This window comes from Paenibacillus sp. GD4 (assembly GCF_030846225.1).
GTDB lineage: Bacteria > Bacillota > Bacilli > Paenibacillales > NBRC-103111 > Paenibacillus_G > Paenibacillus_G silviterrae.
This window is the reverse complement of record NZ_JAVCYK010000001.1, coordinates 870,666-896,576: the sequence shown is the minus strand read 5'-3', so window position 1 is coordinate 896,576 and position 25,911 is coordinate 870,666. Positions and strand designations below refer to the sequence as shown.

Below are 25,911 nucleotides of genomic sequence, written 5' to 3'. Positions count from 1 at the left end.
ATTTATTGGTACCGATAAATAAAATCGATAACAAAAATTAAAATAAACGGGTTGATTTGTCGTGTTTTGTGAGTTATAGTTAAAAACAAGAAATGTCATGAAACATAACATTCACATTGAAGTTGCAAGGAAGTTTTGAATTTATGTTCGAATATATAACATGAGAGGAAGGTTGCTATGAAGAAAAAGCTGATTCTTATCGGTAACGGTATGGCTGGGGTTAACGCAATCGAACAACTGCTGAAGCTGGCGCCTAATCAATACGAGATTACGGTATTTGGAAGTGAACCGCACCCGAACTACAATCGAATCCTGCTTTCTTCCGTCCTCGCCGGGGATGCAAGCATTAACGATATCGTTATCAATGACTGGAGCTGGTACAAGGAGAATGGAATTACTCTGCATACCGGACAGACGGTAACGAAAATTGACACGAAGCATAAGACAGTTACGACGGATAAAGGTCTATCGGCAAGCTATGACGATCTTATCATTGCAACGGGCTCACTTCCTTTTATGCTTCCTTTGCCTGGCGCTGATAAGGAAGGCGTAATCGCATTCCGAGACATCAATGATTGTGAAACGATGATTGAAGCGGCGAAGAAATACAAACGCGCCGTAGTAATCGGGGGCGGCTTACTCGGGCTGGAGGCGGCGCGGGGACTGCTTAACCTGAATATGGAGGTATCGGTCGTTCACATTTTTAGATACTTAATGGAGCGGCAATTGGATGAAACGGCTTCTCGTATGCTGCAAGCGGAGCTGGAAGGTCAGGGAATGCAGTTCCTGCTGGAGAAAAATACGGATTCCATCCTGGGGGCGAAGCGGGTAACGGGAGTCCGCTTTAAGGACGGCACGGAAGTGAAAGCGGACCTGGTGGTTATGGCTGTCGGCATACGCCCGAATGTATCGCTTGCTAAGGAAAGCGGTGTTGAGATTAACCGCGGTATTGTCGTTAATGATTATATGGAAACGAACGTTCCGAACATTTATGCAGTAGGCGAATGCGCTGAGCATCGCGGCGTTGCGTACGGCTTGGTCGCCCCTTTATTCGAGCAAGGCGCCGAATTGGCCAAACGGCTAGCGGGAGTATCCTCGGAAGGATATCAGGGATCGGTTGTCTCTACGAAGCTTAAGGTGTCGGGAGTTAATGTGTTTTCAGCGGGACAGTTTGTAGACGCTCCAGGCACTAAGGCGTTCCGTGTTCAGGATGATTTTGACGGAGTTTATAAGAAAATCGTCGTCCAGAACGGCAAGCTGATCGGTTCGGTTTTATTCGGCGATACAAGCGATGGCTCCAAGCTATTCTCCATGATTCGGAATGGCGAAGATATTTCCGGTAAGGAGAAGGAGCTCATTCTCGGTGCCCAAGGCGTCGGCGGCAAATCCGGCTCCGGTCTCGATTTCGTAGCGGCCATGCCGAATGATGAGATTGTTTGCGGCTGTAACGGGGTATCGAAGGGGACGATTCTCAAGGCTATCGAAGAAAAGGGCTGCACCAGCGTCGGCGACGTCAAATACTGCACCAAGGCGACAGGCAGCTGCGGCGGCTGTAAGCCGCTGGTAGCGGATTTGCTCACCTATGCCTTAGGCGCAGATGGCGTTACCGCTGTGAAGGAAGGCATTTGCGGTTGTACCACGCTTGGACGGGAGGAAGTCGTTACTGCGATTCGCGGCATGAAATTGACAACCTCGAAGGAAGTCATGAATGTCCTTGGCTGGTCCAATCCGGAGGGCTGCTCGAAGTGTCGTCCGGCGCTCAATTATTACCTTGGTATGATCTGGCCGGAGGAGCACGAGGATGAGAAAGAGTCCCGATTCGTTAACGAGAGAAATCACGGCAATATCCAAAAGGACGGAACGTATTCGGTCATTCCTAGAATTCACGGCGGGGTGACGACGGCGGAGGATCTGAAGAAAATCGCCGATGTTGCCGTCAAGTATCATGTCGAGACGGTGAAAATAACCGGGGCACAGCGCATCGGGCTATACGGCATCAAGAAGGAGGATTTACCACAAGTATGGGAAGAGCTTGATATGACGTCAGGCTTTGCTTACGGCAAATCGCTCCGTGCCGTTAAGACGTGCGTAGGCTCTACGTGGTGCCGGTTCGGAACGCAGGATTCGATGAGTATGGGTGTTGAGCTGGAGAAGCGGCTCGAGCGGATCAGCACGCCGGCTAAGACGAAGGTGGCCGTATCCGGCTGCCCGCGGAACTGTGCCGAAGCGACAATTAAGGATCTCGGTGTTGTAGCGATCGATGGCGGATGGGAAATATATGTAGGCGGTAACGGTGGAACGGATGTTCGACCTGCCGAGCTGCTTGTTAAGGTGAAAACGGAGGAAGAGGTCATTGAATGGACGCTGGCTTACTTCCAATATTACCGTGAGAACGCAAATTATAATGAGCGCACGTCGAAGTGGATTGAGCGTATCGGATTGGAAGCGGTGAAAAAGGCATTGGAAGCTCAAGAAGAAAGAGCAGCCCTCAAGGAGCGTTATGAATTCAGTGCAGGACTTATTGAAGATCCTTGGAAGGAAATCATTGAACAAGAGAAGCTGAATCGCAACTTCGGCGTGCTTCAACCGATTGAAATCACATCTGTCTAGTCCGAGTATAATGAATCTTTTCGTTGGGGGGAACCGGTATGAATCGTTATGTCATTGGACATCAAAGTGAGATCGAAGAGAGAAGAGCCCGCGTCGTCTATATTGAGGATAAGGAAATTGCCATTTTCAAATTAACGGGCGGGGAATTGCGGGCGATTGAAAACCTGTGTCCGCACAAGAACGGCAAATTGTCGGAAGGTATCATATGTGATCATCACGTGTACTGTCCGCTGCACGACTGGAAAATCAACTTGAACGACGGTCTTGTCCAAGCACCGGATGAAGGCTGCGTCAATTCATATCGCGTCGAGGTTGAAGAAGCAACGGGGAATATCGTGCTTTATACGACGAAAGCAGGGGCGAACATCGCTTCCTAGTGAGTAGAGTGTTAGGAGGGTGCATCCGTGAATTATGTGAAGCCTCAGGAAGTGCTTGAGCAAATGGTGCAGGCCGGAGCCGGCAAAACCAAGCTTTCCGTGAAGGATTTATTGATCCGGGGATTTTTGGGCGGAGCCATCTTATCCTTTGCAACGACGCTAGCTTTTACGGCTACGATTCAAACAGGGCTCGGCATCATAGGCGCTCTCGTTTTCCCCGTCGGCTTTGTCATCATCGTTCTGCTGGGGCTGGAGCTGGTTACCGGCTCCTTCGCACTCGCTCCTTTGGCAGTACTAGAGAAACGGGCGACCGTAGGCGGGATGTTAAAAAATTTCGGCTGGGCTATTGTCGGACATTTGGCAGGATCACTCGTGTATGCAGCTTTGTTCTATGCGGCGGCTACGAATTTCGGTCATTCGGAGCATGCCGTCATTACCTATATTGTGAAAGCGGCTGAAACGAAAACAAACGGTTACTCCAGCCTCGGTTTTGATGGCATGATTGCCGTGTTTGCCAAAGCGGTCCTTTGCAACTGGATGGTAACGCTTGGGGTTGTTATGGCCATGACGTCAAGCTCAACTACAGGGAAAATAGCGGCGATGTGGCTGCCGATCCTGACCTTTTTTGCACAAGGCTTCGAGCATGCTGTCGTTAACATGTTTGTAATTCCTGCGGGTATGATGTATGGGGCTCATGTAACCGTGAGCGGCTGGTGGTTATGGAATCAGCTTCCCGTGCTGCTCGGTAATTTTGTCGGCGGGATTCTGTTTACAGGAATTTTGCTTTATATAACGCATGCCAAGGGAGGTCGGACTCTTGCGAAGCAGCGTTCCAAAGCTGCCTAGAGGATCACTACTATGAAACGGACGGGAGTGTTGAACATGATACAATTCATCCTGACAATTCCATTATTTATAGCGGTACTTCTGAATTGGGAATTAACGGAATCTCCGAACGAAGAACAGTGGTGTTCCTGGTAACATCCTTCGATTCATCCAAGCACGTCCTGTGGGGACACCTCGAAAGAGGTGTCTTTTTTTGCTGCCTGCCCTAAATTTCATTTTCCACTGAGGTTTCGGGTGAAGCACCCTATTTCGCTTCGATTCAAGAGGATAGCCCAGCAATCAAGAGAGATAAGCACATTATTTGCGTTTTTTTGTTTAAAATTGGCTGTTGTCGTGTTTTCTACGGATTCCTAAGGATTTCTTTTAGAAGAAATGTGTGCTATATTTCAAACGTAAATATTTCGCAAGGCGAAATATCAAATAGTATAAAATTTACCTTGGCGAAATAAAGTCAATTGAAACTCAATAAGGAGGACCAGGAAAAAAGAAAAATGCGCAAGAAAAAGTTTGTCTGATTTTTGCACTGCAGTACGACAGCCTAAATTGTAGGGATAAGGAGTAAACAGGATGAAGAGAAAAATGACTCTGTATATCATTTTAGCTGCCATTGTCGTTGGTGGCGGGGGAATCGGCGGTTACTTCTGGTATGAGGGGGAAAATTTCATATCGACGGAGGATTCCCGTCTGGCGGGAGATGTGTATCGCGTGATGCCTCGAATTACCGGCAAAGTGACTTCTCTTCAGGTGAAGGAAGGCGACCAAGTGCTGTCCAATCAGATCATTGGCTCGCAGGACAGCAACAATTTATCCACAAGTAACCTGGATCAGGCGATGCTTCGGTCTCCGATCGAAGGAACGGTAATTAAAACGATGGTGAAGCCGGGCGAGGTCGCATCACCTGGGCAAACGGTAGCGATGGTGGTAGACAACAGCAAATTATACATATCAGCCAATATTGAAGAAACCGATATTCACCGGATACATTCGGGGCAAAAGGTAGATATTCATGTGGACACCTTCGCCGATGCTACTTTAACAGGAACAGTGAAGGAGGTAAGTAAGGCGACGGCGTCGACCTTCTCCTTGCTTCCGTCCATGAATACGAGCGGAAATTTCACTAAGGTTACCCAGCGTATACCGATTAAGATTGAGATCGACGATCAGCTCGGTCTGGAGCTGGCACCGGGGATGAGCACCACCATAAAAATTCACCTAAAGAGCAATGGTGGAAAGTAGAGGAGAGCTGAACATGAATAAATCATCAGGTAAAATTTGGCTTCCCGCCGTACTGGCGCTTTCCTTGGCCGGGGCGGTAACCGGCTGCAATACGACGGGCAATTTGAAGGCTGATACAGCCTCAGCAGCACAAGCCCCCGTTAGACTGATGAAGCTCGGAGCGGCAATGGCTTCAGGCTACGGCGGCAAAATCGCCCCCGATCAAGAAGTCAAAATCGTGAGCAAAATTTCGGGGAAGGTATCGGAGGTGCTCGCTCAGGAAGGCGCCGAGGTGAAGAAGGGCGACATCCTGATTCAATTGGAAACCTCCGACTTGCTGCAGCAGGTCAAGCAGGCGGAGTCGGCGGTTATTGCAGCTCAAGCGAAATTGGATGACGCACGAAACGGTACGCGGTCCCAGGAGCTGCAGGCGGCGGAAAGTGCGCTTCGAGCTGCGGAAGGCGGATATGAGCAGGCTCAGGCGGTTGTTGAGCAGGCGAAGGCCGGATTCGACCTGGCGACGAAGACCTACAATCAGCTGCGTAACCAATATGACAGCAGCTCATCGGTAACGAAAGAAGTGCTGGAGCAGGGCACTTTAAATTATGAAAAGGCAAGAACGAGCTACGTGCAGGCCCAGGCGGCGGCTAAAGCGGCGGGAGCCCAAGCGGATGCCGCACGCTCCAAGCTGCAGCTGGCTCGCGAAGGCGCAACGGAAAATACGTTAAAAGCGATGCAAGCCGAGGTAGACCGGTTGACCTCCGTACTGGAGCTGGCAAACAGCTCACTGAATAACGCTTCGATCACGGCGCCATCGGACGGCATGGTTGTGAAGCGCAGCATCCAGCCGGGCGAGATGGCCCAGCCGGGAACACCCCTGTTATCCATTGTGAATATGAAGCAGGTGCAAATCGAGCTGAGCGTAGCGGATACCCAAATCGGACAGGTGAAGACGGGGACGCCGGTTCAGGTCAAAGTGCCGAATGTCGTGGATACTGTGTTCAACGGAACCATTACTTTCGTCAGTCCGGTATCCAATGCCAACAGCAATACCTTCCCGGTAAAAGTGACCGTAGACAATAAGGAGGGGAAATTGTTCGGAGGAATGGTCGCCGAGGTGTACACTCAGGACGCTTCCGCTGCCAAGCTGGAGGTGCCAGCGTCTGCGATTATCAAGAAGGACGGCAAGGAGTACGTCGTGCGTTCCGATAACAAGACCGCTCGTCTTGTAGAAGTGAAGACCACGGAAAAAGGCAAGGATTGGGTATACGCGGAGGCAGGCGCCCATCTGGCTGCCGGACAAGAAATTGTTGTGAACCCGGACCCCGCCACGTCGGACGGCGCAGCCTTGAGAACGGAATAGGAGGTCTTCGTATGACCGAATCCGCAGTTCGTCCGGCCAATGAAGCTTCCGACAAAGGAATGTGGCTGGGGCTGATCGCCATTGTCCTCGGGACGTTTGTTTCCGTCCTCAACAGCAGCTTGATGAACGTAGCTCTTACGAAATTCGTTGCCGTATTCGGCTCCGATGTTCAGACCATCCAATGGGTTATTACCGGCTTTATGTTGTCCTCCGCGGTTGTGATTCCTATGAGCGGCTATTTGGGAGCGCGATTCGGCAATAAAACCGTATTTCTATACTCCGTAGCGGGCTTTACCGTCGGGTCGGCCCTGTGCGGAATGGCATGGAGTGATTTTTCCTTAATCTTGTTTCGGATTATTCAGGGATTGGCCGGCGGATTTATTATGCCGATCGGCATGTCGATTATTTATTCGACTTTTCCGCGGGAGAAGACGGGGACCGCTATCGGTTTATGGGGTGTGGCCGCGATGGTTGCACCGGCTCTCGGACCGACGCTGGGCGGTTACATGATCCAGTACTACAGCTGGCGCTGGCTCTTCTTTATTAATGTACCGATCGGCATTTTCGCCGTGATCATGGGCAGAATCCTGCTCCAGGAATCCGCCAGACAGCAGGGACTGAAGTTCGATACGCTGGGCTCGCTATTTTCCATTACGTTCTTCGGTTCGCTTCTGCTCGCCTTGAGTAAAGGGCAGTCGGAGGGCTGGACCTCACCGTTCATCGTCAGTCTGTTATTCGTGTCTGCCGCCAGCCTGCTGCTTCTTGTTTGGGTAGAGCTTGGCGTTAAGCAGCCGGTAATGGATATCCGGATCTTCAAGAATGTTCGCTTTACGGTTAGTGTCATTGCATCCAGTCTTGTGCAGATGGGGATGCTGGGCGGGATGTTTTTGACGCCGCTGTATTTGCAGAACGTTCAGTCCATGACCGCCGTGCAGACGGGACTGGTGCTGCTGCCACAGTCGATCGTCATGGCCATCATGATGGCGATCAGCGGTAAATTGTTTGACCGGTTCGGTATATCCGTAGGCATTGCCGGACTCCTCATTCTTGGAATCACTACGGTAGACTTTCACATGCTGACGACCGAAACGCCGCGTTATTGGACGGAATCCCTCCTGACGATCCGGGCGATTGGCATCGGTCTATGCATGATGCCGCTCACCACAGCCGGGATGATGAGCATTCCGAAGGAGCAGATCGGCAATGCCTCGCCCCTGTCCAACGTTTGCAGGCAGGTGGCGGGCTCTATGGGAATCGCCATATTTACCGCCATCATGGGCAGCCGCCAAACCGTTCACACGCAGCACATTATCGAGAGTGTGCCGGCGGATTCCATTGTGGCGCAGGATACGATATCTTCCATCGCCGGGGCGCTATATCAAGGCTCGGTGGATATGGCGACGGCAACAGGCGCGGCGACTTCCTACCTGATGGGCTTTATCCAAAGGGAAGCGCTGACCCGCGCGATTGCGGATACGTTCTTTATTTCCGCGATTCCGGCATTTCTGTGCATACCCGTCGTGCTCCTGTTACGTGATCGGAAGAAGGCGGCTCCTGAAGTGCTTCAGGAAGAAGAGCTGGTCCCGGCGAAAGACGAGCTCAAAGCTCCTGCGCCTGTGAAGCAGGAAGTCGGGGTTACCGGGTAGCGGAAAAAAGCAACGGACATCGATTCATAACAGAGGAGAAAGGTTAGATATGAAAGGAGACATCAAGATGAAATTTGGCAAGCAGGCGGCCGTACTGGCCCTATCCATAGCAATAACGGCAACCTCCCACGCCCCGGCATGGGCTGACTCCGGTGCAGGCTCTACCGTTTCGGCGGTAAGCACGTATTCTTTAACAGGCACAGTAAGAGCAGAGGTAAAAGGAATATCGATTAACAAACTGTCCGAGGAGACGCGGATTGGCGTCATCGTTAGGCTTTATAACGACGAGGTTACGGAAAAAAGGGTGCCCGATTACGAATTGCGTTTACGGACCTCGGACGGGGCGGTATACACCTTGAAGGCCAGCAGCGCGAATGACCCTTCCATCCAAGCGAAAGCAACGGCGGATGTAACTTATGCGGCGACAATTTCGCGTTCGGATAACCTGTCGGTGAGCGAACTCGCCTTCGTCGAGGTGGATGATTTTGTATATCCGAAAAAAGAGACCGCACTTCTCACCATACCCGTTACCGGCCGTGTATGGAACGCTGCGGTGGGGGATTTGACGGATGATTCCCAAATCATCGATTGGGGGACATCCTTTGGCATCCCTGCCTCCTTATCCCCCTTGCGGTATACGCCGGTCAGCTTAAGCAAGGTAAACGATCCGAAGGGGGCTTCCATGCTGCTTACGCTGCTGGCAGAGAATCCTTCCTCCATGACGGAAACCATTCCCGGCTTCCGTATGGACGGGAAGGCGGAATCGCAGATCTTTGCCGGGCAGCGAGTGGAGCAAGGCGTACTTACGTTGGCGGCTGGCGAGAAGAAGTACATTCATTACGCGATTCCCGTCAACAATGATACCGAGCTGTCCGGGCTCATCTTGATGACAACGGATGTCTTTGTCCCTGCTGCCCGGCAAGGACAGGCGGTTCAGCCGCTCTCCTTCGATACAGGCCGGCTGAAGGTCCTGACTCCTGCTGGAGGGGTGACCGCGGGGACATCGCTTGCCGATTACGCGCCTCGAACGCCCATTGCGTTCGATCCTCTCAATCGGATCATCGATTCCCAGACGGAGGTTTCGCTTGTCGACCTTCAGCGGCATGAGAACGACGGCGACGGGTACCAGACCGTTGTAGCTAAGTTCAAGCTGACCAACCTTAGCGATCGGACGATCCCGCTGCCGGTATTCCAGGCAGAGATCTCCGGCGGAGACGGGGCCCGGTATGCCGGTTCAAGGCAGAATACGGCTCCGGCCAATCTCATGCCGAGACTAAGCCATGTCGTCAGCTATGCATTTGCCCTTCCCAAATCGGAGCATAGCGAACAGCTCGGTATTCATTTGCTGGATGCGGTAACGGCGGCGCCTTACAAAACAACGATTGCTGCGGTGAAAACCGGCGTTACGACTACAAACGACAGCGACGTCATGCTGTTCTATCCGTACAGCGTGAAGCTGCATGACTGGTTCTTAGGCGCATATACGAATGCCGGTCAAGCGATGTCCTATTCTTATAAGCTGAGAATGAATCTCTCCTTAACCTCTGAGGACGATGTGGTAACGGATCAAGGATTTTCGAAGCTGAAAATTGAGCTGCAGGATAGCCTCGGACGGGTGCTCGGTTCGCAAACGGTTCCGTTCACCGGCCCGAACAAGCTGATTGACGGGACGCAGACGATTAACATCAGCAATATTCGGACAGAGCAAGTTGAATATCCGCTCACCGTAAAGCTCTATGAAACCTTTGAAACTCCGGATGGGGAAGCGAAGCGTTTGGTCAAAACTTTGCAGCAATAAGGAACTGTATTAAGGCAGCCGGTGCTTACTACGAATAAGACGGCTGCCTTTTTTTTACAGAAGAACGGGGTAAGGCTCATGGGGACTTTCCCGCCGGTTGGCGGCCCGAAATATGTTATGATATAGTTTGAAAAGAACAACTGCAGAAAGCTATGACGGAGGGCATACCATGGAGCAAGCACTGCCCATCAGCTTGGCAACAATGAAGCTAAGCCGCTCGTATACGGCTACGATGGAGAAAATTTTTCTCAAGGAATTTAAGCTGACGAAACCACAGATGTTATGCATTTCGGAAATATCCTACGGACCGAAAACGATCGGACAGATCGCGGAAGCCATGCATCTTTCTTATAGCACCGTATCCGGAATCATCGACCGGCTGGAGCGGGACGGCTGGATTCAGCGCGTTCGCGACAAGGAGGATCGCCGTGTTACCTGGATTCAAAAAACGGAGCAGCTGGAGCAAATCAAAGTGTCTTTGTTTGAACATCAGCAGCGCTTCTACAGCTCTGTTCTGGAAGGGTTAGAGCCAGCAGAGCTGGATCGGATGCTGCAATCGTTAAATCTTCTAAGCGAGAGATTGGAGAAAAAAGTTGCAGAAGAGAAGTGACTCTCCCTATCTTCATTTGGATGCGTTTTCTTGGGAAACAAAAAAAGCTGCCCGGAGGCAGCTCTTCCATACGGCTTACAGCGTATTTTCAAGAAAAGTACGCACTAGGAGAAAAGGCAGTGCACCGATCGAAACCATTCCGAACAGCATACCTTTGACTATTTCTTTTACATGTGTCATGTGAACCAGCTCCTAGTAGATAGAATCTTTCATTCGTTTGCTATGGAATAATTGTACGAATTATCAGACAATTTGTCAAAGGAAATTTGTCCGAGTTGTGGCTGCGGAAGTCCATTTGTCTATCATATGTGTGATTAATGATACTAGTGGAAACGAATCAACGTAAATCGGATTTGGGGGGCGCAGGATGAAGGTTCGCAGACTTGGAACATCGGAGCTTCAGCTAAGTGTACTTGGTATGGGCTGCTGGCAATACGGGGGAGGGGATTATTGGGGAGCCCAAAGTCAAAAGGATGTAGATGAAGTAGTTCATCATGCACTGGACCGGGGGATCAATTACTTCGACACGGCGGAAGTCTACAATAACGGTGAAAGTGAAATTTCGCTGGGCATCTCGCTTAAGGGGCGCAGGCACGAAGCAGTCATCGGGAGCAAAATCAATACGGCCAACGCAAGACCTGATTTGCTGCGAGAGGGCTGCGAGGCGAGTCTCAAGCGTTTACAGACCGACTATATCGACCTTTACATGCTGCATTGGCCGATTTCACCCTTATCGATAAAACACTTTTCCTCAAGCAGTGACTTGATTCAAAGTCCTCCTACGGTAGAGGAGGTTTTCTTTACCCTTCAGGAGCTGCAACGGGAGGGAAAGATCCGTTATATCGGGATCAGCAACCATGGTGTTGAGCAAATGATGGAGGTTCAAGCAACGGGGGTAGAGGTTGTTTCCAATGAGCTGCCTTATAATTTGATATCCCGTGCCATCGAAGAAACGATCCTGCCCTATTGTGTGAATCAAGGAATTGGGGTGATCGGATATATGCCATTGCAGCAAGGTGTATTGACAGGTGAGCATAACGAGCTTTCGTCAGTGAAGCCTATGCAGGCGAGATCCAGGCATTTTCATCACAGTCGGGGAACAGGGAGCCGCCACGGAGAAGAAGGGGCCGAGGTCGAGATCCATCAAGTGCTGAACGAGGTTCGAATGATTGCCGCTGAGCTGAATGTTACGATGTCGGCCCTTTGTCTTGCCTGGGCTGTCGCTAACCGCGGGATTACAACAACGATCGTGGGCTCCCGCAACGCAGCTCAGCTGGAGCTGAATGCCGCTGCGGCGTCCTTGAAGCTGGAACGTGATGTGATGGATCGATTGAATCGAATCAGCGAGCCGGTGCTTGCCAAGCTCGGAAGCAGTCCGGACTACTATGAGAATCGGTTTCACAATCGAATAAGATAGTTTGAGACAAGAAGCACTCCTTCGAATGCCGTTGGCTATTTGAGGAGTGCTTCCGCTTTTTCAACGTTCATGGTTTAAGTCAGTATATGACTTATTTATTCTTCCTTGGTTGGGAGAATGGGACGGTAGGAAACCGGGGACGTCAAGATAACGGACGTGTTCACGTAATTACTGTATTGCATTAGCCGATCCACAAGCACTCGAAGGCCACCCATGCCGTTTACGGCAGCCTTGATAACATAACCGATGTGTCCGGTTACCCGATGGCACTCCAGCACGTCCTGTTCCGCCACAATCATATTCTCCCATTGTTTTGCAGGAATTTTTAAATCGCTGATTTGGATAAATAGCAGCGTATTCCTTCCGCAAGCTTCCGGCGATACACGCGCCGAGAATCCCTCGATAACCCCTTTTTCCTGCAGGCGGTGCAGCCGCTCCGTGATACTCGGTCTGCTCAGAGACAGTTTCTTGGACAACTCGCTCACGGTAATGCGCGCATCTTCCTGTAAAATTTCCAACAACGAAATATCGATTTTGTCCATGCTCTTGCCCCTTGATTTCAATATGTAATAAATGCTAACAAAAAATATTCAAAATTTAAAGGACATCATGATTTATACAATCGAAAATGCATGTAATTCTCATGATTCTTATTATAACATGTAAACAAACGCCGTTGGGGGATACGAACGTACTGATCACGCATATCCAAGATCGATAAGGCGTAGGAAATCTGTGCGGCATTCTTTAATCCGACCGCGCCGAAAGGGGAAGCTCATCATGAATCGTCCGTTATCCATCGCGGCAGGCTGCTTGCTTATTAGCCTTGGACTCATTACGCTAAAGCATTCGGAGGTCGTCACGGGCGGAACGGCAGTACTGACGTTAACGCTCTCCTACATGTTCGAAATACCGTTCGCTCTGTTGTTTTTCATCGTTAATCTTCCATTTTATTTCGTTGCGGTTATCCAGATGGGATGGAATTTCACGTTGTCCACGATGGTTTCCGTCATGCTGGTGACGCTTATGACCGCTGTCGATCGATGGCTGCCAGACTTTGTACTCAATATGTTTATTGGAACGTTCGTCGGTAGTATTCTTTGCGGCATTGGATTAACGACACTGCTCGTCAACCGCGCTTCATTAGGCGGGGTTAACATTATGGCTTTGTTTTTGCAAAAACGATATAAGGTGAATCCGGGTACCGTAAACTTCGTATTTGATTCAAGCATTGTCATTCTCGGCTTTTATTCCGTAGGAGCGTTGCAAGGTGCACTGTCGATAGCTTCGGTATTCATCGTTTCGAGCATAATCGGTCTTTATAAGAAGAAAATATTTGCAGGAACCCAGCTTTCGGCAAATAAACCTAGTCAGACCGTTGTCGGATAAAGAAAATTTAAGTGCAACACGAACGTGCATTCATTATAATGATTATGGGTATTTATAGTACTTCATCTTGTATATTCCTGTTTCAATAATTCGTTGTAGCGGGGGAATGGCAGTGCACATTCAACAAATTGGCAGTGTGTTCATTACTGTAAGTAATCTGGAACGGTCAGTTTTATTTTATACAGAGACACTTGGTCTCACATGTAGAGGGATTGAGGATTGGGGGGATGGCAAACGGGGGGCTACCTTGTTTTTTAATCCGCATCCCCCCAATGCTGCGTTACTTACTCTGGCTGAGCAGCAGGGGGAATTTGACTCTCAGCGGAAATCGAGTTTCAATTTCAAATGTAAGAATGCTCCGGAATTTTATGAATCATTACAATCAAAAGGATGTCGTGTTACCGCGTTAGAAACATGGAATTCTCCGTGGAATCATCATGTGATGTTTGATTTGTACGATCCTGACGACAATAAAATTAACGTGATTGAAATGGTCCCCGTTATAGCTAAATAAAGTAAACAGGGATGAAACATTACGATGAATGATAGTTGAATCCTACACATTGAGAAGCTGCCGCGATTACATACGGCAGCTTTGTTGCACTAAAGAAAAAATTAACAATATGCCACACTTTTTGCGAGGAGATGGGTTCATGGAGAACGATCAAATCGAGATTGTAACACTAGAAGAAAAGCATTTCATCGGAGTACCTGTAACTACTGCTTTTCAAAGGGTGGATACGGAAAGCATGAGAGAAGCTTATCAAAGATTTCTTACCCGAAAAAGCGAGATTCAAGGGACTTTGAATCAAGATGAATATGTATGTCCCCATTTTGCTAATGATATTCTATTTACCTATATCTATTGTATGGAAGTTACAGGTACCGAGGATGTTCCCCAGGGCATGGTCGGATTCAGTATACCTAGTCAGCGTTACGTCAAGGTAAGATCAAAAGACAAAGATCCATATGCGCTAGTGAAATCTTTCCTGAGAGAAGAAGGTCTGGAAAATAATCGACAATCACTCGCGCTTGAAGTATTCAAATTCGGTGAAGATCAGCATTTTCATAACGCAGATATCTATGTGCCGATATACTGAACGATGATACGGGGAATATGCGAAACTATCACTAATTCCCACAATAGAGATAAATACAGACGAGGCAGGTTGGGATTCTTATGCAAGACAAATACTGATGGAATTCAATTAGCGGGCTTCTACTAAACCTGGAAGCAGCTTTTGTTACGGTAGCTGCGATAATGGATAAAAAGGAGAATAAGAATGGTGGAGGCGAAACCTTGGCTGGAAGAGATTCATTACTTTCGGATCCCGGTAACTGATCTAGACGATTCAGTTCGCTGGTATGTTGATGTTCTACGATTGGTGCTACGTAGAAAGACGAATGAACGAGCCGTTTTTGAAATAGGGGGCGGGCCTCTCCTAGTTTTGGTCAAAGCGGATCCTCAATCAAGAGGTCATTTTTACGTGGATGGATCACCAGAATTTTCAGTTGGGTTTACTTGCCCTGATATTCATCGTTTCCGTGAACATCTTGTAAGACATGATGTCTCCGTAGAGTTGATGCAAGAGGAAGGTGATCACTTTTACTTTCACTTCTACGATCCGTCCGGCAATAAGCTGCAAGCACACTGGTGAATATGGAACATTTGAGAAGAACGCGCTACAAACAAGGAGGTTAATTCAATAATGAAATGTTACGTCGTAGATGCGTTTGCCGAGAAATTATTTGAAGGAAATCCTGCAGCTGTCTGTATAATGGAGAACTGGCTTCCGGATGAAACCATGCAACAAATTGCAACGGAAAATAACCTTTCTGAGACAGCGTTTGCTGTGAGAGAAGAAGACGGCTATCGATTGAGATGGTTTACACCAGGGGGAGAGATCGACCTCTGTGGACACGCTACTTTGGCAACAGCGTATGTCATTGCCAATTATTACGAGAAGAATGTGAATAGAATCAAATTTCAAACCATGAGCGGGGAACTCGTTGTGTTAAAAGAAAATGAACTTTACCAAATGAATTTCCCCAGCAGAATGCCTGAAGAATTCACATTAACGGAGCAAATGGTCGAAGCTCTTGGTGTAAAGCCTATCGAAACCTATCTGGGCAGAGACTTAATGTTTGTACTTGAAAAGGAAGAGGACGTCCAAAATGTTTCCCCTGATTTTTCTAAGCTGGAAAAACTTCCGTATGGTTTGGGTGTTTTAATTACAGCAAAAAGTGAAAAGTTCGATTTTGTTTCTAGGGCTTTTTTCCCGAAATTAAAGGTGAATGAAGATCCCGTGTGCGGTTCAGCACATTGTAATTTTATCCCTTTCTGGGCAAAACGTCTGGGCAAAAATGAAATGGTGGCGAGACAGCTTTCCAAGCGCGGTGGAACAATATACTGCGGATTCATAGGTGACAGGGTAACCATCAGCGGATCAGCAGTTTTATATTCCGTTGCAGAGCTTCAAATTGAAGAGTATGCGCACATCTCATAATGCGGGGATATCCCCAAGGTATAGCCTAACGGTCGCTTGAGCAGTACGTGAAATTCCGGTCGTCCCTTTACGGGTCTTATCGCAGAACGAGCGGGCTGGAAATAGATTGACAATAGTCAGCCCCGATGATATGGTTAGGACGTACAGAAGACATTCCGTCTATACAACGGGGTGTCTTGTTGTATTTTTATGGATTTTTTACATTTAATGTATAAATTGAAGGAGGTGACTACAGATGATTCAAGTCAAAGAATTTATTGACACGGATTCGTCTTACGCAGAGGCTCGCGCGAATTTATTTCTAGCCGAATTGAAGGAAGAGCAGGTTGTCAACGTATGTTACGGCACCATCGTGAAGCCTGCGATTGGCGGAGCGGGCATTCAGCGAAGCTGCATCCTCGTTGTTTACAAGGTGGATAACAACTAACACCATCAGGTTAGCTTCTTAAGAAAACGGGAGGGTGTCGGCCTTGAAATCGAAAACGGAAGCCTTCTTTCAACTGCTGTCCGTGATCTCTACGCTTATGATAGCGGCCCTTTTGCTTTATTTTATTTTACAACAAACGATTTTATAGAAAATGGAGGTTTTGTATATGGGGCAAGTGTCTCGAAGCTGGTGTTTTCTTATTTGGGGTGAAATCTACTATGAACCGTAGCAGCGCGTGTGAGCTGCGGGAGAAGCTTACGAAGCAGCTCATCTTTTTTGACGAGCAAATGCCGATGTTTCTTGCTTCCTACTACCCTGTCTACAATAGGGAAAAGACATTGATGGATAAAAGCGTTGAACAGTACGTTCAACTGTTGGAGCGGTTCCTTCAGCTGGACGACGCTTCGCTTACTCAAATTCTGAATCAAATAGCTCTCATCGGGAGCAGCGTCACCGTTCGTCATGATGACGGATCCCATGAGGTGTTCAAGGTCGTACTCCCTTCGGACGTCGATCCGGACGATAATAAGGTGTCATTCTTCTCGCCGCTCGGCAACCAGCTGCTGTCTAAGGCCGAAGGGGAGACCGTCACGATTCAAACCTCCGCGGCTGAGTATCCTCTTCAAATCGTGGAAGTCAAATTTGAATAGAACCCATAGCGGGGAGAGGCTGCGGCGGCAGCTTCTCCCCGTTTTTCATGCGAACCGAGTCGTCAGCAGTAAAAAGTTGCCCACAAGCACATTCATTCCCCATGTTCCCCATAGCCGTTCTACCTTATAATACAAGGAAGACCCTCAGCGGGGTTGAACCTGTACAGACTTTCACGAGAGGTGCTGGAGTTATCTTATGAAGCAGCGCAGAGGGTGGTCCTTCCTTGTACAATGGATCTATTCGATTTCACTAAGACATAGAATCTGGTTTGCTTTCGTTATTCTGATCATAGGCGGGCTGTTGTCCACGGGAAGTATAGCCTACTTGATTGCGGCCAAGGAAATTCAACGGAATGCCTTTCAGTCGAGTCAAGATACCGTGAACCAATCCGCCAAAATCGTTAACGAAAGGCTGAAAAATATCGGCATTGCCGTAAGGGCATTAATGTTTAGCGATGCATTCAAGAAGGTACTGACCGATGTACAAAATGGAGATACCACGAAGTATTATCAATCGCTGACTTCGCTGCAGCCCGTTTTCTCACAGGTCAAATTTAACGACATGATGATTGACAGTATTCTGATTGCTACACCCCACGGAGACTACTATCCTACCTCAAGTGTTCGTAGTGCGGATTATTCCTTCTACCGATCCGATATGTATCTGCAGTTCCAGCAGCAAAAACGGGGGTTTTGGAGCAAAGGTCATATTGATCCCTTCTTTACGGATAAAAAGCGAGTCATCTCGCTCGTTGTAGAGGGGGTCAATGATTTAGGAGACAAAGCAACCGGGGTTTTTGTCGTTGTGAACGTGAAAGAGGAGGACCTGCTGGAGCTTTTTATGCAAAATTTATCGCAGACGAATACATCCTATTTGTTTATCGATGCGGAAGGCAGTGAGATTAGCTCGAAGGGTCTGGCGGGGCCGGGCTCCTGGATCGGGCAGCCGGAATTTGTCCGGCAATTCACGGAACACATGACGGGTTCGTTTTTCTACAGCAACGAAAATAAGGATTACCTTGTGAATTACGCCAGGCTCGATGTGAAAGAGGATTGGATGATCGTCGGCATACAATCCAAGGAAGAGCTGCTTGCTAGGCTCAATGGTATCAAGAAGGCCACGACCTATGTCATTATCGGCTTTGTTGTTCTGTCGCTCTTCATCTCAAACCGCTTGACACAGCTGCTGCTGAAGCCGTTATTTCGTCTTCAAAGGCTGATGAAGCGGGTCGAAGAGAACGATTTGGAGGTGCGCTTTGAGAGCGCCTACACAGACGAGGTTTCGCAAGTAGGCTTTCGCTTTAACCGGATGCTGGATGAACTGAAGCAGCTGATTGAGGATGTGAAGAATCGTGAGCGGGACAAGCGCAAAGCCGAAATCAAAGCGTTGTCCGCACAGATGGATCCGCATTTTTTCTACAATACGCTGAATACGATTTATTGCAAATCGGTGCTGGGAGAGAACGAGGACGTCAACGAGATGATATTGGCTCTATCTCAGATGTTCCAGCTCAGCCTTAGCGGCGGCAGGGACATGATTACGATTCGGGAAGAGCTGGAGCATGTCCGGCAATATTTGGCGATCCAGCATAGGTCCTATGAGGAGCTGTTCGTATGCCGGATGGAAGCGGAACAGGAAGTTATGGATTGTCTCGTTCCCAAGATTATGATTCAACCGCTGATTGAGAACAGCATTCTGCACGGATTCCAAGACCGGTCCTCCGGCGGTGAAATTTTGCTGCAGGTACGTGCCAGCGAAGCCTGGCTTCACATCTTGGTGGAGGATAACGGACAGGGATTGGAGCCGGAGCAGCTGCTTCAGGAAATGGCTGCCCCGACTACCGCTAATAAAGGGTATGCCCTTCGCAACATATACCATCGTCTTCAGCTGTATTATGGAGAGCAGCAGCGCATGGAGATTAGCCGCACAGAGACGAAGGGAGCTCGTATCGAGCTATGGCTGCCACGCTTTACAGGAGGAGAAAATACGTATGATCCGACCGCTTAAGCTTTTCATTGTGGATGATATCCGAAGTGTCGTCGATATGATTAGAAACAAAATTCCTTGGTCCGATCACGGGATCGAAGTCGCGGGCAGCGCCTTGAACGGGGAAGAGGCGTTGAAGCTGATCCGCGAAACGCAGCCGGATATCATCCTCACCGACATTCGGATGCCGAAAATGGACGGACTCGAGATGACCCGCCAAATTCTCGACATGCTCCCGAACAGCAAAATTATTATTTTGAGCGCCTATACCGATTTTGAATACGCCCAAAAGGCCATTCAGTACGGGGCCGTCGATTATATTAAGAAGCCTTTCTCCGTCGATCAAATTGTGAATGTCGTGAAGAAGGCGAAAGAGGTTTGGGAGACCGAGCAGCTGAATCGTTCGCATGTGCTTGAGCTTGAGCGGAAAATCAAGGAAAGCATGCCGGCGCTGCGGCAGGAGTACTTATCGCTATTGGTGCACCACCAAACCGAGGAGAAGGAGCTGCAGTCGTGGTGGGGCTTTCTGGATATGGAAAGCATCGCGCCTCCCTATGTCGTCATGACGATTCAGATTGATCAGTTTACCCGTAAGCAGGGTGAATCCTCGGTGAAGGGTCTGGAGCTGATTCGCTTTTCTCTGCAGAACATTGTAGAAGAAACGATACATGCTTATACCCAGGCCGTCATATTCAGAGAGGCGTTCAACCGTTATATCTGCATGATCCAAGCTCCTACGGAAGAGATGGCGGTGACGATAGCCGAAAGCTGCTGCAGGAATATTGCAGCGTATACGAAATTCACGATATCCATCGGTATCGGTTCCTTGATTGAAACCGTGCGGGACCTTCCGCGAAGCTATCAGCAATCCTTAAGCGCGTTATCCTACCACTTTTACACCGGAGGGAACGGTGCCTTCAGCTATAAGGAAAGCACTCATGACGAGCAGGCCAGATGGGTGTATACGGAAGAAAGCGCGAGCGAGTTTTTGTTCGCCTTCCGGTCGGGGAACCGGGAGAGATGCATGGAGTGGGCGACCGAAGTATTTGATGAGATGGGGAAGGCGGTTGTCTTCTTCGAGCCTATTGTTGTCGAAGGGCTTCTGCAGGGGCTAGCGCTGCGGATGATGAGCATCCTTCTCGAGAAGTTCCCGCGGTCTCAGGTCGAGGACTTCGAACAGAAGCTGCATCAAGTGAAGCAAGAGGAACGTACGGCGCTGCAGGAATACCGGGATTGGTTTCTCCAGCTGTGCGACATCGGCTGCCGCATCATTATGCAGGAACGGACCAGCGAGTCGCAGAAAATCATTTACCGCTCTGTGGAGTATATTCAGAATCATCTTCATCTTGATCTGACCTTGGAGCATTGCGCGAAGCAGGTCAATTTGAGCTGGGGTTATTATTCGAACTTATTCAAGAAGGTGATGGGTACACCGTTCCAGCAATTCGTTACCCAAGCCAAAATGGAACGCGCCAAATCGATGCTCATCGAGGATTATCAGGTCCAGGAAATCGCTCAGCAATTAGGCTACGAACACCGGCGATATTTCAGTGAAGTTTTCAAGAAGCAGGTCGGGCAAACCCCGACGGAGTTTAAAGAAGCGTCCTTGGGCAAGTCCTCTCAGCCTTGAGGACTTGTTTTTTTCTCTAGCGGCGCAAAGAAAGTAGAAAAAGCTGCCCCTGAACGCGAGGCTGCCGCATTTGCGGAACGAAGCCGATCTTTTATAGTAAGGATATAAGCGGCAAGGTGCTTAGACATACAAAAGGGAGGGCAACACATGATCAGAAAAATGGGATTCGTCACCGTAAGCAGCCTGCTGGCAGTAAGCTTGGCAGCCTGCAGCAGCACAACACCGCCGGCGGGAAAGCCGGGAGAGCAAGCCGGAGGCACAGTCTCGAAGGAGAAGAAGAAGCTGGTCTACTGGACAAATGACCGTCATGATATGGATTATATCAAGGGTGTCGTTCAAAAATTCAATGAATCGAATCAAGACAGCATTGAAGTGGAAATGGTCGTGAAAACAGAGGATTTCAATCAGGCTATCGACCTGGCGTTCGCCTCGGGACAAGCACCCGACATTATTCGGGTGAAGGAGAACACGATTCAGCCTTTCGTGCAAAAGGGCTATCTGAAGCCGATCGATACTTATGTAACCGAGGACATGAAGAAAAAATTCCCGGTCATCGACGATTTCAACCGGCTTGACGGGAAGCTGTATAGTCTCCCTAACTACGGCTCCACTTTAAGACTTGTGTATAACAAAGATCTGTTCGCCAAAGCGGGCTTGACCGCACCGCCGAAAACACTCAAGGAAATGGTCGACTATGCCAAAAAAATTACAGCGGTGGGCAAGGCTAACGGCTCCTATGGCTTCGCCCAAAATTTCAAGAGCCCGGAGAGTGCATTGAATCGTTCGGCCAGAGTAATCGCAGAAGCCAGCGGCATAGGCGGGCTGGGGTATGATTTCAAAACGGCAAGATATGACTTCACAGGATTTAAAGAAATTATTCAGGCCTTCAAGCAGATGGTAGACGACGGAAGCACACTGCCGGGAATGGAGTCGCTCGATATCGATCCGCTTCGCGCCCAGTTTGCGGAAGGAAAAATCGGCATGTACATTTCCTTCTCCTCCGAGCCCGGCGTATATAAGAGCCAATTCCCTGCCAAGATCGATTGGGCGGCAGCTCCGGTCCCTACGATCGACGGTACGGTGAAGGGCGCCACATCCTTCCTTGGAGGACAATGGCTGTCGATCAGCAGCACGACCAAAAATCCCGACCTGGCATGGAAATTCATGCAGCATATGTACAACGACGATGTGTTGAAGACGTATCATGAGAACGGATTCGGCTTGTCGATGGTTCCGTCGATCTCTTCCGCAGCCAAGAAACCGGATATCAAAGGCATTGAGGGCTTCCTGCCTAACGGTATGGACGGCACATGGCCGCTGAACCCTCCGGTAACCGTAGAAGGAATAAAGAATACCGACGCCTTCTTTAAATACATGATCAGCGGCGGGAACCTGGACGAGATTATCGCCGATCTGAATAAGCGATACAATGAGGCGCTGGATAAGGCGATTGCCAAGGGCAGCGTTCAAGCGAAGCCGAATCCAAGCTTTGATCCGATGAAGCTGGTATCGAAATAAGCGCAGCTGAGCAGAGAGTGGAGCTTACCCTCCACTCTCGTTTTCTTAAGACAGAACCGGCAGGGGGAATACGTATGGATAAGGCAAGTCGCATTGGTTTTTCGTATGCGTTTATAGCGCCAAGCTTGCTGCTGACCCTGGTATTCGGAGTATATCCGATCCTATGGGCGATTCGCTTCATGTTTTACGAATATAGAGGCTTCGGAGATCCGACCTTTACCGGCTTGGATAATTTTCGGCGGCTTCTCGCCGATACGCAGTACTGGGAATCGGTGGTCAACACGTTCATCTATGCAGGCGGCAAGCTGGTGATTACGCTTCCGTTATGTTTAGTGCTTGCCGTGATCCTCAACGGCAAGCTGAAGGGCCGCAATCTGCTGCGAGCCGTATATTTTATGCCGACGATTATTAGCTCTGCCGTCATGGCTGTCGTGTTCTTTATTATTTTTAACTCTTACAACGGCATCTTAAATCAATACTTGCTGAAGCTTCATATCATTTCCGAACGAATTGACTGGCTTGGGCCTAAGCATGCCATGCTGACTACGATTTTGATTGCCGTGTGGGGTGCCGTCGGCAACTACATGCTCCTGTTTCTAGCCGGTCTTCAGAATATACCGAACGATGTGTACGAAAGCGCGTCTCTGGACGGAGCGTCCAAAGGGCAGCAGTTCTGGTACCTGACGCTCCCCATGCTGGGTCCGGTGCTGCAAATCGTCATCATGCTTGCCATCATCAATTCGCTGAAGGGCTATGAAAGCATCATGGTGTTGACGGAGGGCGGACCCGTAGGGAAGACCGAGGTGATGTATCTGTATGTGTATAAGCTGTTCTTCCCAACCCCTTCCTCCGGTTCGATTACGGAGCAGCAGTTTGGCTACGGCAGTGCGGTAGGCTTTACGACAGCGGTCATTGTAGGTATCATCACACTGGCTTATCACCTCATGTCCCGCCGGTTAAATCAACTTCAATAAGGAGGACGCTATGAAGACAGAAGCATATGGAAGTAGAGCCTCTCTACCGGCCGTCCGGACCTTTTCTTTAGGCAGTGCGGGAGGCAGGCTGCTGCTTTGGAGCTTTTTGCTGATCACGGCATTATTGATCGTTTTTCCCATACTCGTTACTATTCTCGGATCGTTTATGTCCAATGCCGAACTAACTGTTGGCGGCAAAATGTTTCCTTCCTCCTGGCATGTGGAAAATTATGCGGAGGCATGGGTTCAGGCAAACTTCGCCCGGTTTTCCTGGAACAGCCTGTTCCTGAGCACGACAACAACGGCGGGCACGTTAATCGTGGCGTCCATGGCCGCTTACGTTGTTAACCGGATGACGTTTCCGGGGAAGGCCTTGTTCATTGCCATCCAAGCCTCCACGATGTTCATCTCAATAGGGGCCGTCGTCATCCGCCCTCAATATGAGCTCATGATAAAGCTGAATCTGCATACAAGCTTATGGGGCGTTGTCCTAATCCTGATCAGCGGTCACGCGTATATCTTTTTTATTCTGTTGAGCTTTCTTACCGGCATTTCGAAGGAATTGGATGAAGCGGCTCGGATCGACGGCTGTTCGGACTTCGGCATTTTCTGGAAAATCATTCTGCCGCTGCTGCGTCCGGGGCTTGGTGTGGGTGCGCTGTTTACCTTCTGCGGCGCCTGGAACGAATATTTGCGGCCGCTTGTGTTCACCTTAACGAACCCGAAGCTTCAAACGTTGACGGTCGGACTATCCTACCTTAGATATGGTTCATCGGCGGCTCTCCAAACACACTATATGCTGGCCGGCGCGTGCTTATCGATTTTGCCGCTGCTGATCGTATATGTGTTTGCGAATAAATCGTTTATGCAAATGACTGCAGGCTCGCTGAAGGGATAAGGGAACCGTTATGGATAACAGAAGAGTGGAACGGCTGAGATCCAATGCCGCCTTGCCGGATTATGCCGAGGCAGTCAGCGCGCTTCGGAAGGAAGCGGACGAAGGAGCGAGGATCCCCTACCGGATCGGGGCAGAGGAATTCGGACAGTGGACGCATTATTATCACTGCCATGCTGACGGCAGCAGACTTGAGTTCGACTGGCGGGAGCCCGATGCGCACCGCTGTCCCGAGTGCGGCAAGCTTCAAGCAGGCGAGCCCTATAACTCCGCTTGGACCTCGATTGCGAACAACCTGATCGGCCGTGCGGTTTATTCCAACGGGCTCTTGTTTGCACTGGAGGAGAAGGAGGAGAGCTTCCGCACGGCAAGAGACTTTTTGCTATCCTATGCGGGGCATTATGCCGGCTATCCGATCCATGGGGATATTCCTTATAACGGGCCGGGTAAGCTGTATGCGCAGACGCTGGATGAAGCTCATTGGATTCTCGATTTGGCGGTTGGGTTCGATCTTATTCAGGCGCACTTGCCGCGGGAAGAACGGGAGCGGATCGGCAGCGGTCTTTTCCAATCGTGCGCCCGGTTTCTCATCCTTCATAAAGAAAAGCAAATCCACAATCATGCGGTGCTCATCACTTCGGCCATCGCAGCCATTGGACTAGTGCTCAAGGATGACGAGCTTCTGCGTTCGGGACTGAACGGCGAATACGGTCTTCTGGATCAGCTCTCCCGCGGCTTGCTTGAAGATGGACTCTGGTATGAAGGAAATGTCCAATATCACTTTTATGCATTTTCCGCCTTGCTTCATTATGCATTGCTGGCGGAAGGGACGCCATGGGAGCTGTGGACGCACCCTGCCATGAAACGTATGCTGGATTATCCCATACCCTTCATCGGACCCGACGGACGAATGCCGACCTGGAATGATGCGGGACTAGGCCATGACATCGGCACGTACGCTCCCTATTATGAAATTGCCCTGGATCGGTATGGGGACGAAAGGTATCGCGCGCTGCTCCATACGGCCTACGGCACTGCATGGGCGGATCCCGGCATTCATGGGCATCGTCCGGTCCGCAGAGATTCCGTTTATGCCCTGCTGTACGGAACGGAGCTTCGCCCCTTATCAGGGAATCAGCGTATTCTCTCGGAAGCTGCCTATGCTGTACGCTGCTTCCCTGCAAGCGGAGTGACCAAGCTGGTGAATGAGCACGGCTGGCAGGTCATCCTCAGGCACAGCACCTTCGGAGGGGAGCATGACCATATGGATAGATTGGGTTTCTCCGCAATGTGTCATGAAGTCCCCTTGCTGACGGACCCGGGGACCACCTCTTACGGCGTGCCTGCTCATTACGGCTGGTTTAAGCACACCTTCTCGCACAATACGATCAGTATCGGCGGAGCCGATCAGCCGCCTCGCGATGGGCACCTCGTGCAGCTAGTGGAAACGTCCTGGGGCGTATGGGCGGAAACGGCCGTGGATTGGCTGGGAGACGACTATCGGATGAAGGGCAGCATCCTGCTTCCACCGGAGCTTTGTCCTTGGGATACCGACCTGTATCAAGGAGTTCAAGTGCGCCGGATCATCATGCTGGCAAAGGATCATATGCTGGACGCGGTTCTTGTTCATGTTCCCGAGCCTAAAGAGGTCTATCTGATGAATTTGGATCAAGCATGGCTTCAAGACAAGCGGAGACTTACTTCGGGCAGCAAGCCCGAGCTTCGCTATTCCATGGGCAAAGGACGGATGACACAAGTATTCTGGTGTTCGCAGCCGTCCGAGGTGTTCAGCGCGCTTACGCCCAACAACCCTCCAAGCGCGAGCCGTACCTCTTTGTTTCAGAGGGTGCGCGCGGAAGGCAGTGTAATGTTCTTACAAGCCTTTGCCTATGACAGGGGAGACGTAGGCGGGGAGCTTGAAGTGACGGAGCTTCAAGCAAACGAAGCAAAAGTGAAGCTTACGATCGGGGGAAGCTCACACCGCTATACCGTAAGCTGGAATCCGGAAAAGGCATGGGTAGACTATATCGAAACATGAGGGCGCGGTTCCCG

23 protein-coding genes are annotated in these 25,911 nt (G+C 49.8%); 22 read left to right on the top strand and 1 reads right to left on the bottom strand.

The window, feature by feature from the left end:
- Window positions 1–177: 177 nt before the first annotated feature.
- From nirB to RAC89_RS04125, 9 genes are all read left to right on the top strand, one after another.
- Window positions 178–2,610, top strand: coding sequence for a nitrite reductase large subunit NirB (gene nirB / locus RAC89_RS04165; RefSeq protein WP_306611989.1), 2,433 nt, complete (start codon window positions 178–180; stop codon window positions 2,608–2,610).
- A 38-nt stretch (window positions 2,611–2,648) separates the two neighbouring features.
- Entirely contained in the window at window positions 2,649–2,987 is a 339-nt protein-coding gene (nirD, locus tag RAC89_RS04160) for a nitrite reductase small subunit NirD (protein ID WP_306611987.1), read from the top strand.
- Window positions 2,988–3,014: 27 nt separating this feature from the next.
- Window positions 3,015–3,833: a formate/nitrite transporter family protein gene (locus RAC89_RS04155; RefSeq protein WP_306611985.1), complete on the top strand. Its 819-nt coding sequence runs from the start codon at window positions 3,015–3,017 to the stop codon at window positions 3,831–3,833.
- Between the two features lie 567 nt (window positions 3,834–4,400).
- Complete coding sequence (locus tag RAC89_RS04150; RefSeq protein ID WP_306611984.1) at window positions 4,401–5,069, top strand: HlyD family secretion protein; 669 nt, start codon at window positions 4,401–4,403, stop codon at window positions 5,067–5,069.
- Between the two features lie 13 nt (window positions 5,070–5,082).
- On the top strand, window positions 5,083–6,411 hold the full coding sequence (locus tag RAC89_RS04145; RefSeq protein WP_306611982.1) for an efflux RND transporter periplasmic adaptor subunit: 1,329 nt from the start codon (window positions 5,083–5,085) through the stop codon (window positions 6,409–6,411).
- Between the two features lie 11 nt (window positions 6,412–6,422).
- Entirely contained in the window at window positions 6,423–8,057 is a 1,635-nt protein-coding gene (locus RAC89_RS04140; RefSeq protein WP_306611980.1) for a DHA2 family efflux MFS transporter permease subunit, read from the top strand.
- 67 nt (window positions 8,058–8,124) lie between these two features.
- Window positions 8,125–9,855, top strand: coding sequence for a hypothetical protein (locus RAC89_RS04135; protein ID WP_306611979.1), 1,731 nt, complete (start codon window positions 8,125–8,127; stop codon window positions 9,853–9,855).
- Between the two features lie 169 nt (window positions 9,856–10,024).
- Window positions 10,025–10,465 carry a MarR family winged helix-turn-helix transcriptional regulator gene (locus RAC89_RS04130; RefSeq protein ID WP_306611977.1) on the top strand — a complete coding sequence of 147 codons (441 nt, stop codon included), beginning with the start codon at window positions 10,025–10,027 and terminating at the stop codon, window positions 10,463–10,465.
- Window positions 10,466–10,832: 367 nt separating this feature from the next.
- A complete protein-coding gene (locus RAC89_RS04125; protein ID WP_306611976.1) occupies window positions 10,833–11,882 on the top strand; it encodes an aldo/keto reductase in 1,050 nt (349 codons plus the stop codon).
- 95 nt (window positions 11,883–11,977) lie between these two features.
- Here RAC89_RS04125 and RAC89_RS04120 read toward each other — a convergent pair whose 3' ends face one another.
- Entirely contained in the window at window positions 11,978–12,424 is a 447-nt protein-coding gene (locus RAC89_RS04120; protein ID WP_306611974.1) for an Lrp/AsnC family transcriptional regulator, read from the bottom strand.
- Window positions 12,425–12,662: 238 nt separating this feature from the next.
- Between RAC89_RS04120 and RAC89_RS04115 the strand changes: the two genes are divergently transcribed.
- The 13 genes from RAC89_RS04115 to RAC89_RS04055 all read left to right on the top strand — a co-directional run bounded on the left by RAC89_RS04115 (window position 12,663) and on the right by RAC89_RS04055 (window position 25,897).
- On the top strand, window positions 12,663–13,271 hold the full coding sequence (locus RAC89_RS04115) for a YitT family protein (protein ID WP_306611972.1): 609 nt from the start codon (window positions 12,663–12,665) through the stop codon (window positions 13,269–13,271).
- A gap of 112 nt (window positions 13,272–13,383) precedes the next feature.
- Window positions 13,384–13,785, top strand: coding sequence for a VOC family protein (locus RAC89_RS04110; protein WP_306611970.1), 402 nt, complete (start codon window positions 13,384–13,386; stop codon window positions 13,783–13,785).
- Window positions 13,786–13,924: 139 nt separating this feature from the next.
- On the top strand, window positions 13,925–14,371 hold the full coding sequence (locus RAC89_RS04105) for a GyrI-like domain-containing protein (protein ID WP_306611968.1): 447 nt from the start codon (window positions 13,925–13,927) through the stop codon (window positions 14,369–14,371).
- Between the two features lie 183 nt (window positions 14,372–14,554).
- Window positions 14,555–14,929, top strand: coding sequence for a VOC family protein (locus RAC89_RS04100; RefSeq protein WP_306611967.1), 375 nt, complete (start codon window positions 14,555–14,557; stop codon window positions 14,927–14,929).
- A 51-nt stretch (window positions 14,930–14,980) separates the two neighbouring features.
- Window positions 14,981–15,778 carry a PhzF family phenazine biosynthesis protein gene (locus tag RAC89_RS04095; RefSeq protein ID WP_306611966.1) on the top strand — a complete coding sequence of 266 codons (798 nt, stop codon included), beginning with the start codon at window positions 14,981–14,983 and terminating at the stop codon, window positions 15,776–15,778.
- 235 nt (window positions 15,779–16,013) lie between these two features.
- Window positions 16,014–16,205: a hypothetical protein gene (locus RAC89_RS04090; RefSeq protein WP_284640704.1), complete on the top strand. Its 192-nt coding sequence runs from the start codon at window positions 16,014–16,016 to the stop codon at window positions 16,203–16,205.
- A 218-nt stretch (window positions 16,206–16,423) separates the two neighbouring features.
- A complete protein-coding gene (locus RAC89_RS04085) occupies window positions 16,424–16,855 on the top strand; it encodes a GreA/GreB family elongation factor (protein ID WP_306611965.1) in 432 nt (143 codons plus the stop codon).
- A gap of 196 nt (window positions 16,856–17,051) precedes the next feature.
- Window positions 17,052–18,863 carry a cache domain-containing sensor histidine kinase gene (locus tag RAC89_RS04080; RefSeq protein ID WP_306611963.1) on the top strand — a complete coding sequence of 604 codons (1,812 nt, stop codon included), beginning with the start codon at window positions 17,052–17,054 and terminating at the stop codon, window positions 18,861–18,863.
- On the top strand, window positions 18,847–20,472 hold the full coding sequence (locus RAC89_RS04075) for a response regulator (RefSeq protein ID WP_306611961.1): 1,626 nt from the start codon (window positions 18,847–18,849) through the stop codon (window positions 20,470–20,472). The genes RAC89_RS04080 and RAC89_RS04075 overlap by 17 nt, the downstream gene beginning before the upstream one ends.
- Window positions 20,473–20,619: 147 nt before the next feature.
- A complete protein-coding gene (locus RAC89_RS04070) occupies window positions 20,620–21,990 on the top strand; it encodes an ABC transporter substrate-binding protein (RefSeq protein WP_306611960.1) in 1,371 nt (456 codons plus the stop codon).
- A 74-nt stretch (window positions 21,991–22,064) separates the two neighbouring features.
- Window positions 22,065–22,964 carry a carbohydrate ABC transporter permease gene (locus RAC89_RS04065; protein WP_306611959.1) on the top strand — a complete coding sequence of 300 codons (900 nt, stop codon included), beginning with the start codon at window positions 22,065–22,067 and terminating at the stop codon, window positions 22,962–22,964.
- 10 nt (window positions 22,965–22,974) lie between these two features.
- Window positions 22,975–23,862 (top strand): carbohydrate ABC transporter permease, encoded by an 888-nt coding sequence (locus tag RAC89_RS04060; RefSeq protein ID WP_306611958.1) that lies wholly within the window; start codon window positions 22,975–22,977, stop codon window positions 23,860–23,862.
- Between the two features lie 25 nt (window positions 23,863–23,887).
- Window positions 23,888–25,897, top strand: coding sequence for a heparinase II/III domain-containing protein (locus RAC89_RS04055; protein WP_306611957.1), 2,010 nt, complete (start codon window positions 23,888–23,890; stop codon window positions 25,895–25,897).
- Window positions 25,898–25,911 lie beyond the last annotated feature (14 nt).